12 protein-coding genes are annotated in these 12,890 nt (G+C 73.7%); 8 read left to right on the top strand and 4 right to left on the bottom strand.

Going from position 1 to position 12,890, the window contains the following annotated elements; genetic code table 11:
• Together LO762_RS11840 and LO762_RS11835 are read left to right on the top strand one after the other, a co-directional pair.
• Window positions 1-1,785: an FAD-binding dehydrogenase gene (locus tag LO762_RS11840; protein WP_230614649.1), complete on the top strand. Its 1,785-nt coding sequence runs from the start codon at window positions 1-3 to the stop codon at window positions 1,783-1,785.
• Between the two features lie 87 nt (window positions 1,786-1,872).
• Complete coding sequence (locus LO762_RS11835) at window positions 1,873-2,958, top strand: TetR/AcrR family transcriptional regulator (protein ID WP_230614648.1); 1,086 nt, start codon at window positions 1,873-1,875, stop codon at window positions 2,956-2,958.
• Here LO762_RS11835 and LO762_RS11830 read toward each other — a convergent pair.
• Both LO762_RS11830 and LO762_RS11825 read right to left on the bottom strand, forming a co-directional pair.
• A complete protein-coding gene (locus LO762_RS11830; protein WP_230614647.1) occupies window positions 2,955-3,110 on the bottom strand; it encodes a hypothetical protein in 156 nt (51 codons plus the stop codon). The genes LO762_RS11835 and LO762_RS11830 overlap by 4 nt on opposite strands.
• 18 nt (window positions 3,111-3,128) lie before the next feature.
• Window positions 3,129-4,511 (bottom strand): ferric reductase-like transmembrane domain-containing protein, encoded by a 1,383-nt coding sequence (locus LO762_RS11825; protein ID WP_230614646.1) that lies wholly within the window; start codon window positions 4,509-4,511, stop codon window positions 3,129-3,131.
• 399 nt (window positions 4,512-4,910) lie between these two features.
• Here LO762_RS11825 and LO762_RS11820 point away from each other — a divergent pair, with 399 nt between their 5' ends.
• Genes LO762_RS11820 through LO762_RS11795 form a run of 6 tightly spaced genes read left to right on the top strand, consistent with a single transcriptional unit; the run spans window position 4,911 to window position 11,396 of the window.
• Window positions 4,911-5,654, top strand: a complete 744-nt coding sequence (locus tag LO762_RS11820; RefSeq protein WP_230614645.1) for a GntR family transcriptional regulator — start codon at window positions 4,911-4,913, stop codon at window positions 5,652-5,654.
• On the top strand, window positions 5,654-5,881 hold the full coding sequence (locus tag LO762_RS11815) for a ferredoxin family protein (RefSeq protein ID WP_230614644.1): 228 nt from the start codon (window positions 5,654-5,656) through the stop codon (window positions 5,879-5,881). Before LO762_RS11820 ends, LO762_RS11815 begins: the two co-directional genes overlap by 1 nt.
• 10 nt (window positions 5,882-5,891) lie before the next feature.
• A complete protein-coding gene (locus LO762_RS11810; protein ID WP_230614643.1) occupies window positions 5,892-7,253 on the top strand; it encodes an ABC transporter substrate-binding protein in 1,362 nt (453 codons plus the stop codon).
• On the top strand, window positions 7,250-8,014 hold the full coding sequence (locus LO762_RS11805; RefSeq protein WP_230614642.1) for an ABC transporter permease: 765 nt from the start codon (window positions 7,250-7,252) through the stop codon (window positions 8,012-8,014). Before LO762_RS11810 ends, LO762_RS11805 begins: the two co-directional genes overlap by 4 nt.
• A complete protein-coding gene (locus tag LO762_RS11800) occupies window positions 8,011-8,742 on the top strand; it encodes an ABC transporter ATP-binding protein (protein ID WP_230614641.1) in 732 nt (243 codons plus the stop codon). Before LO762_RS11805 ends, LO762_RS11800 begins: the two co-directional genes overlap by 4 nt.
• Window positions 8,742-11,396: a fumarate reductase/succinate dehydrogenase flavoprotein subunit gene (locus tag LO762_RS11795; RefSeq protein WP_230614640.1), complete on the top strand. Its 2,655-nt coding sequence runs from the start codon at window positions 8,742-8,744 to the stop codon at window positions 11,394-11,396. The genes LO762_RS11800 and LO762_RS11795 overlap by 1 nt, the downstream gene beginning before the upstream one ends.
• 28 nt (window positions 11,397-11,424) lie before the next feature.
• On the opposite strand, the gene LO762_RS11790 is transcribed toward LO762_RS11795, so the two are convergent.
• Together LO762_RS11790 and LO762_RS11785 are read right to left on the bottom strand one after the other, a co-directional pair.
• Window positions 11,425-12,570 (bottom strand): sugar MFS transporter, encoded by a 1,146-nt coding sequence (locus LO762_RS11790; RefSeq protein WP_230614639.1) that lies wholly within the window; start codon window positions 12,568-12,570, stop codon window positions 11,425-11,427.
• A gap of 170 nt (window positions 12,571-12,740) precedes the next feature.
• The gene (locus LO762_RS11785; RefSeq protein ID WP_230614638.1) at window positions 12,741-12,890 is read right to left on the bottom strand and encodes a hypothetical protein; all 150 of its coding nucleotides are present in this window, start codon (window positions 12,888-12,890) and stop codon (window positions 12,741-12,743) included.

The raw sequence follows: 12,890 nt of genomic DNA, 5'->3' as shown, positions 1-12,890 counted from the left end.
ATGGACTCCGAGGTCTCCCTCTCCCGGCGGCAGGCGCTCGCGGGCGGCGCGGTCGCGGCCACCACCGCGGCGCTGGCCTCCGCGTCCAACGCGCGTGCGGCGGGCGCGCCGGGCGGGGCCGCGGACGCCGACGTCATCGTCGTCGGCGCGGGGCTCGCGGGGCTCGTCGCCACCGCCGAACTCGCCGACGCGGGACGCCGGGTGATCCTCCTCGACCAGGAACCCGAAAGCAACATCGGCGGCCAGGCGTTCTGGTCCTTCGGCGGCCTGTTCTTCGTCAACTCCGACGAACAGCGCCTCATGGGCGTCAAGGACTCGCTGGACCTCGCCCGCCAGGACTGGCTCGGCGCCGCCGCCTTCGACCGGGGCGTGGACGACCCGGCGGGCGAGGACTACTGGGGCTACCGCTGGGCCGAGGCGTACCTCGACTTCGCGGCGGGCGAGAAGCGGTCGTGGCTGCACAGGATGGGCGTGCGCTGGTTCCCGCTCGTCGGCTGGGCCGAGCGCGGCGGCGGCCTCGCCGACGGCCACGGCAACTCCGTGCCGCGCTTCCACGTGACGTGGGGGACGGGCCCCGCCGTCGTCGAGCCGTTCGAGAAGCGGGTGCGCGCGGCCGTCGCCAAGGGCAGGGTGACGCTCCGGTTCCGGCACCGCGTGGACGAACTGACGGTCACCGGCGGCGCGGTCGACGGGGTGCGCGGATCGGTCCTGGAGCCGAGCGCCGCGCCGCGCGGCGTGGCCAGCTCCCGGACCGTCGTCGGGGACTTCGAGCTGCGCGCGCCCGTCGTCATCGTCACCTCGGGCGGCATCGGCGGGAACCTCGACCTGGTCCGGCGGAACTGGCCCGACTGGCTCGGCGCCCCGCCCGCGCGCATGGTGGCGGGCGTTCCGGCGCACGTGGACGGCAGGATGCTCGGCATCACCGAGGCGGCGGGCGGCAGGGTCGTCAACCGGGACCGGATGTGGCACTACACCGAGGGCCTGCGGAACTGGAACCCGGTCTGGGCGAACCACGGGATCCGGATCCTGCCGGGGCCGTCGTCGCTGTGGTTCGACGCCGAGGGCCGCCGGTTCGGCGCGCCCGACCTGCCCGGCTACGACACCATCTCCACGCTCAAGCGGATTCTGGGGACCGGGTATGACTACTCCTGGTTCGTCCTGACCGAGGAGATCATCGGCAAGGAGTTCGCGCTGTCCGGCTCGGAGCAGAACCCGGACCTGACGAACAAGAACATCCCGCTGACGCTCTCGCGGGCCTGGCAGACCCCCGAGCCGATCAAGAACTTCATGCGGCACGGCGCGGACTTCGTCGTCGCCGACACGCTGGAGGAACTCGTCGCGGGGATGAACCGGCTCACCGGGACGAACCTCATCAAACTCGCCGACCTGCGCCGCCAGATCGAGGCGCGCGACCGCGAGGTGGACAACGCCTACACCAAGGACGTCCAGGTCATGGGCATCCGCAACGCGCTGCGCTACCCCGGCGACCAGCTCAGCCGGACCGCCGGCGTGCACAAGCTCCTCGACGCCAAAAAGGGCCCGCTCATCGCGGTGCGCCTCAACATCCTCACCCGCAAGACGCTCGGCGGGCTCCAGACCGACCTGTCGGGACGCGTCCTGTCAGCCGCCGGGACGCCCGTGCCCGGCCTGTACGCGGCGGGCGAGGTCGCCGGGTTCGGCGGAGGCGGGGTGCACGGCTACCGGTCACTGGAGGGCACCTTCCTGGGCGGCTGCCTGTTCTCCGGCCGCCAGGCGGGCCGCGCGGCGGCGGCCGCGACCGCCTGACCCGTAGGATGCCCTCACCAGATGACGTCATCATCTGGTGAGGGCATCGCCGTTCTGGCGGGCCCGGCCGTCGGAGGGAGAAGGCGCGTGACGGACGGGACGAGCAGGGGCGAACGCCAGGCCGAGACCCGTAGGCGGGTGCTCGCGGCGGCACGCGAGGAGTTCCTCACCGAGGGGTACCGGGGTACGACCGTCGATGGGATCGCCGTGCGGGCGGGGCTCACCCGGGGCGCCGTCTACTCCGGCTTCCCCGGCAAGCGCGCCCTGTACTTCGAGGTGCTGGCCGCCGAAGCCGAGGCGGCGCTTTCGCGCCCCGGCGCGGCGGAGGGCGGCGCCGACCCGGCCGCCGCGCTCGCCGCCTTCGCCCGCGCCCGGATGGAGCGGCTGCCGCTCGCGCTGGACGGCCCCGGCACGGCGTCCAGGCTCGGCGCCGAGGCCCTGCCCGAGATCCTGGTGGACGAGGGCGCCCGGCGCGTCTACGCGGGGCTCATGGCGCTCGACGCGCTGCTGCTCGGCCTCGCCCTGGAGCGGACCGAACCCGGCAGGACGTTCCGGGGCAGGCGCGTCAGGGAGGCCGAACTCGCGCTGACGCTGCTGCGCGGCGCCGACACCCTCGCCGCCGCCGCGCCCGGATTCGGCGAGCCGTTCGACGTCGTCCGGGCGTGCGCCGTCCTGGCCGGGCAGCCGGGCGACGACAGATGGGATCCGCCCTACCTTCCGTACGTCGGCAAGGCACGGCCCACCGACGAGGTATGGGCTCCGCCCTCAGGGATCGACCTCGTACGCGGCGTTCCTGTCGACCTCTCGGACGACGGCGTCGTCGCGATCCTGGGCCTACGCCGTCTCGGCGTGGTGGAGGAGGCGGTACGGGCGCTGCCCGAGCCCGGCGCCGTCACCGTCGCGCTCGTCTGCGCCGACCCCGGCGAGTACGGGCCGCTCGCCCGGCTGACGCTCGCCGAGACCGTCGGATGCCTGCGCGCCGCCTTCCCCGAGTACGCCCTGCCGCGACTGAGGGTCGTGCACGACCCCTCGGGGGCCGTCGCCGAGGCGGCGGGCCTGGGCGGCGTCGGCGACGCCACGGAGGCGGCCGTCCTGGTGCGGGAGGGACGGATCGTGGCGCGCGCCGACGGGTACGGGGCCTGCCACGCGGCGGCGAGCGCGGCGCAGGGCTAACGGCGCGTCGGATCGCCTATCCGTGGCGCCGTCGTGTGGCTGAACTGATGGGGATCGCTGGGTTTGCCGGGCTCGGCCATGTTCATCTGGTAGGCCCACAGCAGGGCGAGCGCCGCGAGGGTCGCGCAGATCCAGAGCGTGACGCGGTTCATCGACGCCGTCCCTTCCGGTCACCAGGCGAATTCCTCGGTGTGCAGGTGGTCGCGGTGCACCCCCGCCCGCGCCACCGCGCGCCGCACCGCCACCAGCCACGCGGACGGCCCGCACGCGAACACGTCCCGCTGGGCGATGTCCGGGACGAGCTCCCGCAGCGCATCGGCGTCGTCCCGGTGCCCCGACCCGGCGGGCAGCCACGACAGGCCCGAGCGCCGCCGTCCCGGCAGGAAGTGCAGGACGACGCCGCGCCGGTCGGCGATCTCCCGGATCTCGTCGGCGAAGACCGCGTGCTCGTGGTGGGAGTACCGGTAGATGAACGTCGTCTCACCCGGCTCGAACGGGGTGTCCTCCAGCAGCGCCCGCATCGGCGTCACCCCGATGCCCGCGGCCATCATGAGGATCCTGTCGTGCTTGCGGCGCGCGGCCGTCAGCGACCCGTAGGGGCCTTCGATGAGCACCCTGATGCCCGGCGCCAGGCACGCCGCCCTGGACGACCCGTCTCCCGCCGCCTTGACGGTGATCCGCATCGTGTCCGGGTTGGGCGCCGCCGACAGGGTGTAGGGGTTGCCCCGGCTCCATCCGGGGCCGTCGAGGAACCGCCAGATGAAGTACTGGCCCGAGCGGATCCGCATCCGGTGGAGGTGGCGGCCCGTCATCGTCACCGAGACGACGCCGGGCGCCTCGATCCGCACGTCCGTGACCCGGAGCCGGTGGTAGACCGACCGCCACAGCGGCACCCCGATCCGGAACACCACCGCCACCGCCAGGGCCGAGCCGAACAGCGCCCACCAGTACACGCGCGCCAGCGGCGTGTGGAAGTCGGCGCCGTGCGCGACCATGTGCGGGAAGCTCAGCGCGATCCCCAGGTAGGCGTACAGGTGCAGCAGGTGCCACGTCTCGTACCGCAGGCGCCGCCGCACCGGCCGCAGCGACGCCAGCACGACCACGACGAGGAGCGCCGTCCCGGCCGTCGCGAACAGCATCCAGTGCCGCTGCACGTACAGGTCCCACAGGCGCTCCCCGGCGCCCGGCACGCCGGGGCGGAACCGGTGCGCCGTCGCCAGCGCCAGGTGCGCGAGCACCATCCAGAACGCGGTGAACCCGATCCAGCGGTGCCCGCGGATCAGCCTGTCGTGCCCGAACGCCCGCTCGATCCACGGGACCCGCGCCAGCAGGAACACCTGGAGCACCATGAGGTCGGCCGCCACCAGCCCGGCGAGCTGCGCCATCGACCCCAGCGCGGTGCCCCAGGACGTCAGGCTCTGCGGGCCGTGGTAGCGGGTCCACATCCACAGGACGGCGACGACGGACGCGATGCCGAGCGTGCCGAGCAGGTCCGCCGAACCGAAGCGGCCGACCTGGGCCGCCCGGGGCCGGGCCTTCTCGGACGTCGTCATCAGCCGCCTCCTCCGGTCCTGTCCTGACTCCTCCCGAAGGAGGTTCCCCGGCAGGGCACACGGTGAAAGCCGCCCTGACCCGCGCCTTACCCAACCGGGCCCAACCCCGGTGCACAGCAGATCATCGACCGCGCCCGCCCGGAACCCGAGCCGGGCACGCCGCCGCGCCGTAAACCTCCGGTTCCCGGCGGCCCGAGTCCTCCCGCAAGATCGGAATTCTGTCGGTCGGCTCGGCGAACCCGCCCGCCCGCTGGACGGTGCCGCGAGGGGGTCGGGCAAGGGGTGCGGGGGTGGCGGAAGTACACGAGTTTTGGGTGTCCGCGCAGGGTCGGGCGGGGGTCGGGGTGGCGTGACACCGCTGTTATCTGAGTTTCCCTATCGGATTGCTAGTTTTTGGGTGTGACCAGCGCGGTTGAGTTCAATGACGCGAGGCGGCTGCGGGCGGATCGGGCCCGGCAGGTGGCCGATCTACTGCGGTGCCAGATCCAGCGGGGCGCCTTCGAGAGCGGGGTGCTGCCCAAGGAGGAGCGGATCGTCGCCGAGTTCGGCACGACCCGCAACGCCGTCAGAGACGCCCTGGACCTCCTGCGCGCCGAGGGGCTCGTGGAGCGGCTGCCGGGCGTCGGCACGCTCGTCACCGCCGTCAAGGTCCCGCACGGGCTGCACCGGCTGCTCGGGCTGAACGAGACGCTGCGCGAGCACGGATCGATCGTCAACGAGCTGCGCGCGGGCGGCCTCATCACGCCGCCCCGCGCGATCAGCGCCCGGCTGGGCCTCCCGGACGGCTCCCCGGTCGTCTACGTCGAGCGGCTGCGCCGACTCGCCGACGTGCCGCTCAGCCTCGACCAGACGTACCTGGAGCCCGAACTGGGCGAGGCGCTCCTGGCCGAGGACCTCGAACACGAGGACATCTTTGTGCTCATCGAGCGGCTGTCCGGGCCGCTCGGCCGCGCCGACCTCACCGTCGAGGCCGTCAACGCCGACCCGCACTCCGCCGCCGTCCTGGAGGCGCCGCGCGGCGCCGCGCTCCTCCTGGCCGAGCGGCTCACCCATCTCGCCGACGGCAGGCCCGTCGACCTGGAGTACATCCGCTTCCGGGGCGACAGGCTGACCATGCGCGGCACCCTGCACCGGAGCCTGTGATGCCCCTCGTCCCCCACCGCGCCGACGTGCCGGTGACCATCGACGCCGCCCTCTGCATCGAAGGCTGCACCCTCTGCATCGACGTCTGCCCCCTGGACTCCCTCGCGCTCGACCCCGAGACCGGCAAGGCCCACATGTACGTGGACGAGTGCTGGTACTGCGGCCCGTGCGCCGACCGCTGCCCCACGGGCGCCGTCACCGTCGACATCCCCTACCTCCTGCGATAAGGCCGCCCCCTTGAACAAGAACCTTCTGCTCGCCGCCCTCCTCGCCCCCGCTCTCGCCGCCTGCACGGTCGCGGGCAACGCCGCCGACGACGGCAGGATCGAGGTCGTCGTCGGCTACCAGTCCAAGACGATCAACACGGTGACGGCGGGGACCCTGCTGCGCTCGCTCGGCTACTTCGAGAAGAACCTGGGCGAGAAGTACCGCGTCGTCTGGCAGGACTACGAGTCGGGCGCGCCGATCACCGCCGAGATGCTCGCCGGGAAGATCGACATCGGCTCGATGGGCGACTACCCGCTGTTGATCAACGGTTCGCGCGCCCAGGCCCAGGGCGGAGACGCGCGCACCGAGCTGGTGTCGATCACCGGCTACAACCTGCGCGGCGCGCTCAACGGCGTCGTCGTCTCCACCGCGTCCAAGGACCGCACGCTGCGCGACCTCAAGGGCAAGACGGTGTCGGCGAGCGTCGGGTCGGCCGGGCACGGCACCCTCGTGCAGGCGCTCGACCGGCTCGGGCTCGACCCGGCCAAGGACGTCAAGACCGAGAACCAGCAGCCGTCGGTGGGCGCTTCCTCGCTCCAGTCCGGCGGCGCGGCGGCGCTCGCCCAGTTCGTCGCCTGGCCGGGCCAGCTCGTGCAGGCCGGGCAGGCGCGGCTGCTCTACGACGGCGGCGCCCTGGACGTCCCGACGTTCCACGGCGTCGTCGTCCGGCAGGAGTTCGCCGAGGAGAGCGGCGACGTGCTCAGGGCGTTCCTGAAGGCACAGATCCAGGCGACGTCCTACCTGCACGAGAACCCTCTGAAGGCGGCCCACTCGGTGGCCAAGGAGACCGGCCTCTCGCCTGAGACGGTCTACCTCTACAACGGCCCCAACGGCATCGCCACCTTCGACGTCACCCTGAAGCCCGCCCAACGGACGGCGCTCGAGCAGGACGTCCCCTTCCTCAAGTCCATCGGCGTCCTCGAACAGCCCCTGGACATCGGCGCCTTCTTCAACGACTCCTACGTGCGCGACGCCTACGGCCCCGCCTACGCGGCCGACACGGCCAAGACCGCCAACGGCGCGGCCCTTCCCGGCGACCCCGCCAAGGCCGGAGAGGTCTGGCTGGAAGGCGAGGACGCCACCCACGCCGTCGCCGACCCGGTCGCCCTCCTGCGGTTCGTCCGCGACGCCCAGGGCAGGGGCCAGAAGATCCGCGCCGCCTACGTCCCTGACGCGCTGACCGGCACCCGCTGGTTCGCCGACCACAGCGTGTGGCTCCGCGACGGTGACGCCCTCCTGCCCTTCGCCACCCTGGAGAACGCCGACGCCCACCGCGCCGACCATCCGGGCGCCCGCGAGGTCACCTACGAGGAGGCGGTGCGGGACGCATGAGGATCCTGCTGCGCGCCGTCTCCCCGCTCGCCTTCCTCGGCCTGTGGCACGTGCTGACCGCCAACGACGTCGTGTTCCTCCTGCGGTTCGACAGGTTCCCGGGACCGGCCGAGGTGCTCGCCGAGTTCGCCCGGCAGCTCGCCACGCCCGTCTACTACCAGGACCTCGCCCAGAGCCTCGTGCGCATCCTGACGGGCTTCGCGCTCGCCGCGGTGCTCGGCGGCCTCCTGGGCGCCCTGGTGGCCCGCTCACGCCGCGCGGGGGACCTCGTGCTGCCGCTGGTCGAGCTGGCCCGGCCGATCCCCGCGATCGCGCTCGTGCCCATCGCGATCCTGCTGTTCCCGGCGAACGAGCAGGGCATCGTGTTCATCACGTTCGCCGCCGCGTTCTTCCCGATCATGGTCTCGACCCGGCACGCCGTCCGCGCCCTGCCGACCGCCTGGGAGGAGGCCGTCCGCACCCTCGGCGGCGGCCGGGTGCGGGTGCTGCGCAGCGTGCTGCTGCCCGGCATCCTGCCCGGCGTGTTCGGCGGGCTGTCGGTGGGCATGGGCGTCGCCTGGATCTGCCTCATCTCCGCCGAGATGATCTCCGGTCAGTTCGGCGTCGGCTACCGGACCTGGTCGGCCTACACCGTCGTGGACTATCCGGGCGTCATCGTCGGGATCATCACGATCGGGCTGCTCGGCTTCCTCACCTCGGCCACCGTCGAGGTGCTGGGCCGCCGCGCCACCCGCTGGCTCCCCGCGGAGGCACGACGATGACCGGCCTTTCCTTCCGCCTGGAGGACATCACCCTGAGGTACGGGGCCAGGGCCGTCCTCCGCGACCTCACCCTGGACGTCGCCGCGGGGGAGATCCTCGCGGTCGCGGGCCCGTCCGGCTGCGGCAAGTCCACGCTCCTGCGCGCTCTCGCCGGGCTGCTGACGGTCGGCGAAGGCCGCATCCTCGCTGACGGCGTCCCCGTCAGGGGCACCTCCGCCGACCGCGCGCTCATGTTCCAGGACGACGCGCTGCTGCCGTGGCGGACGGCGCGCCGCAACGTCGCGCTGCCGCTGGCGATCCGCGGCGTGCCGCGCGCCCAGCGGGCCGCCCGCGCCGACGCCTGGCTCGCCCGGGTCGGCCTGGCCGGGCTGGAAGGGCGGCTGCCGCGCGACCTGTCCGGCGGCCAGCGCCAGCGCGTCCAGCTCGCCCGCACCCTCGCCGGGCGGCCCCGCGCCGTCCTCATGGACGAGCCCTTCGGCGCCCTGGACGCGCAGACCAGGGCCGAGATGCAGCGGCTCCTGGCCGAGGTGTGGTCGGCGAGCACCACGGTCGTCCTCGTCACCCACGACGTGGACGAGGCGCTGCTGCTCGGCGACCGGGTCGCCGTGCTGGGCGGCGGCGGCCTCGCCGACCTCGTCGAGGTGCCGCGGCCCCGCACCAACGTCGATGCCCCGCTCCGCGCGCGTGTCCTCGCCGCGCTCGGCGCCCCCACCCTGGAGACCACCTGATGGACATCCCCGCGCTCGCCGACCGCACCGAGCTGGAGTGCGACGTGCTCGTCGTCGGCGGCGGCACCGCAGGCACCATGGCGGCGATCTCGGCGGCCGAGCACGGCGCCCGTGTGCTGCTGCTGGAGAAGGCGCACGTAAGGCACTCCGGCGCGCTCGCGATGGGCATGGACGGCGTCAACAACGCCGTCATCCCCGGCATGGCCACGCCCGAGGACTACGTCGCGGAGATCACCAGGGCCAACGACGGCATCGTGGACCAGCGGACCGTCCGGCAGACCGCGACGCGCGGCTACCCGATGGTGAAGCGGCTGGAGGGCTACGGCGTCAAGTTCGAGAAGGACGAGCACGGCGAGTACGCGGTCCGCAGGGTGCACCGCTCAGGGTCGTACGTCCTACCGATGCCGGAGGGCAAGGACGTCAAGAAGGTCCTCTACCGGGTGCTGCGCAGGCGGGAGATGCGGGAGCGGATCAGGATCGAGAACCGGGTCATGCCGGTGCGCGTCCTCACCGCCGAAGGCAGGGCCGTCGGGGCGGCCGGGTTCAACACCCGCACAGGCGAGTTCGTCGTGGTGCGCGCGGGGGCCGTCGTCCTCGCGACGGGCCCGTGCGGACGCCTGGGGCTGCCCGCCTCCGGCTACCTGTACGGCACGTACGAGAACCCCGCCAACGCGGGTGACGGGTACGCGATGGCCTACCACGCGGGCGCCGAACTGAGCGGCCTCGAATGCTTCCAGATCAACCCGCTCATCAAGGACTACAACGGCCCGGCCTGCGCGTACGTGGCGAACCCGTTCGGCGGCTACCAGGTGAACGCGCGCGGCGAGCGGTTCGTGGACTGCGACTACTGGTCGGGCCAGATGATGGCGGAGGTGAAGAGGGAGATCGACTCCGCGCGCGGCCCGATCTACCTGAAGACCACCCACCTGCCTGACGAGACGCTCACGCAGCTCGAAGGCATCCTGCACACCACGGAGCGCCCCACACGCGGCACCTTCCACGCCGGACGCGGCCACGACTACCGCACCCACGACATCGAGATGCACATCTCCGAGATCGGCCTGTGCGGCGGCCACTCCGCGTCGGGGGTCTGGGTGGACGAGCACGCCCGCACCACGGTGCCCGGCCTGTACGCGGCGGGCGACCTCGCGTGCGTCCCGCACAACTACATGATCGGCGCGTTCGTCTTCGGCGACCTGGCCGGGACGGACGCCGCCTCCTCCTTCCGGCACGGCGAGCCCGACGAGGCGCAGATCGCCGCCGCGCACGAGCTCGTCTACCGGCCGCTGCGCAACCCGGACGGGCCGCCACAGCAGCAGGTCGAGTACAAGCTCCGCAGGTTCGTCAACGACTACGTCGCGCCGCCCAAGACCGGGACGAAGCTGGCGCTGGCGGTCGAGGCGTTCACCCGGATGTCGGCGGAGATCGCCGCGATGGGCGGCGCCACCCCGCACGAGCTCATGCGGTGCGTGGAGGTCACGTTCATCCGGGACTGCGCGGAGCTGGCGACGCGGGCCTCGCTCGTCCGGGAGGAGAGCCGGTGGGGCCTCTACCACGACCGGGCCGACCTGCCCGAGCGCGACGACGCCTCCTGGTTCGCGCACCTCAACGTCAGGCGGACGGCCGAGGGGGAGATGGAGTTCGTCAAGGTGCCGGTGCACCCCTACAGCGTCGAGGTGGACGACTTCAAGGTGCCCGAGGGAAGGGACCGCGAGGTGCTGACGCGGTTCGCCCCCGCCACCTTCCAGCCGTCCGGGCAGGTGCGCGCCGGAGGGGGCGCCCCCGCGGCGGCCCGCTCGCCGCGCATCCTTGAACTGCTCGCCCTCGCCGAGACGTCTCCGGGCGTCGCCGCGTTCGCGCCCTACCTGGCGGACGGCGACCCGAAGGTGCGGCGGGCCGCCGTCGCGACGCTCACCGAGACGGTGCCGGAGGGGTTCGCGCCCGTCCTCGCCGGGGCGCTCGGCGACCGGCACGCCTCGGTGCGGCACGCCGCCGCCACCGCGCTGCGCGAGCTGGTCGAGGTGATCCCGCCGACGCCGGAGCTGGCCGCCGCGCTGCGCGCCCCCTACGGCGACCCGGTCGTGCGCGCCGCCTGCGTCGATGTGCTGCGCGCGCTCCGGCTCGGCGACGCCGCGCTGTTCGCGGCGGCGCTGGAGGACGGCGACCAGCGGGTGCGCGTCCAGGCGGTGCGCGGGCTCGTCTCGCTGGACGACGCGGCCGGAGCGGCCCGCGCGGCCGCCGACCCGGCCCGTGAGGTCAGGATCACGCTCGCGGGCGGCCTCGGCCATCTGGCGGCCGTGGAGGGCGCGCCCGCGCTCGCCGCGCTGGCCGCCGACGCCGACCCGCTCGTCCGCGCCGCCGCCCTGAAGGGCTTCGCCGCCCTCGACGGCGCTCCTGATCTCGCGGTTCCCGCCCTGTCCGACCCGTCCTGGGAGGTCCGCGCGGGCGCCGCCACCGCCCTGTCCGCCGCCCCCGCCCACACGACGGCACTCGCCGCCGCCCTGCGCGACCCGCACCTGGACGTCCGCAAGGCCGCCGTCATCGCCCTCACCGCCCACCCCGACACCCCGGCCCGCACGGCGGCCCTCACCGCCGCCGTCTCCGACCCCGACGCCGACGTCCGCGCCTACGCCCGCCGAGCCCTCACCCCCTGACCCGCCCGGCGCTGTGTCGCTCCAGGGGTCAGGCGGCGGGGACGGGGGTCTTGACGGGGTCGGGGGAGGGCAGGCCGCGCTGCCAGAGGACGCCGGTGATCGCGAAGGCGAGGAGGGCGGGGACGACGAGGAAGGCGAGGTGGGGGCCGAAGCCGTCGGCGAGCGCGCCGAGGAGGAACGGGCCGAGGCCGACGCCCAGCCCGGCGAAGACCGAGGCGCGCGCGTTGGCGAGGTCGGTGCGGCCGGGCGCGGCGGCGACGAGCATCGCCACGCACATCGGGAAGTGCAGCGACACGCCGAGCCCGGACAGCGCCAGGCCGACGTACCCGAGCAGCGGGTCGGTCGCCAGCCAGAAGACGAGCCATCCGGCCCCGGTGACCGCGAGCGCCCCGACGAGCAGTGGCGCGGGCGCGAAGCGGAGCGCGAGCCTGGCCCCGGCGAACCGTCCGGCGGCCAGGCCGGCGGTGAAGGCGGTCAGCCCGGTCGCGGCGGCCTCGACGGTCAGGCCGGTCCGCGCGGCGAACAGTTCGGCGCCCCACAGGGCGAAGGAGAACTCGACGGCGGCGACGCAGAGCAGCACCACGCCCATGATCCGGAACCTTGCGCCGAGCGGCCCGCCCGCCCTGTCGGAGACGGCCGTGGGCGGGCGCTCGCGCACCCACAGGCGGCCGAGCGCGGCGGCGAGCACGAGGCTGACCAGCGGCGGCACCAGCAGCCCGGCCCGCCACCCGAGGGCGGACTGGGCGAGCAGGCTGAGCACGAACGTCGCGCCGATCCCGATGGTCACCGCGACGGCGTTGGCCTCGCTGATGGCCGCCGGGCCGCGCGCGGCGCCGTGGTGGTCGCTGAGCGCCGCCATGCCGCCGTACAGGACGAGGCATCCGGCGAAGTTGGCGAGGCAGTACCCGGCGAGCGTCACGGGCAGCAGCGGCAGCGCCGCGATCGCCAGGACCGCCGCGTTCATCACCGCGAGCCCCCACCAGACGACGCGCCGCCGCCCGAAGCGGCGGGTCAGCCCACCGAGCGCGGCCCCGCAGAGCACCGTGCCCAGCGCGAGGGCCGTGCCGTGCAGCCCGGCGACGGTCTGTGACGTGCCCTGGTCGGCCCGCAGCAGCGGCAGCGCCGCGCTCAGGCCGTAGATCATCGTGGCGTAGACGCCGACCTGCAAGTACACCAGCCAGGTGGCGCCATCTCTGGTGAGCCCCCCGTTCCCTGCGCCCACCGAACCCCGATCACGAAAAAGCAGACGAATCGAGGTAAATAGTATCAGTTGATGACTATTTCCGGGCCGGGGCTGATGTCCCAGGTCGTGCCGGGTGCGTCACACCCTCGGCCGCACTCGGGTCAGCCGTACCAGCGGACGACCCACTCTCGGTCGATCTCCTTCTGGTCGGGCAGCGGCTCACCGTGCTCCAGGACGGGCTGGGCGGCGACCATGTCCTCGGGGCGGACGCGCTCGGGGAGACGCGCGAACCGGTTCTTCTCGTCGGCCAT

The organism is Actinocorallia sp. API 0066, assembly GCF_020991275.1.
GTDB lineage: Bacteria > Actinomycetota > Actinomycetes > Streptosporangiales > Streptosporangiaceae > Actinocorallia.
Note: the sequence above shows the minus strand (reverse complement) of the source record. Positions and strands in the feature narration are given on the sequence as shown.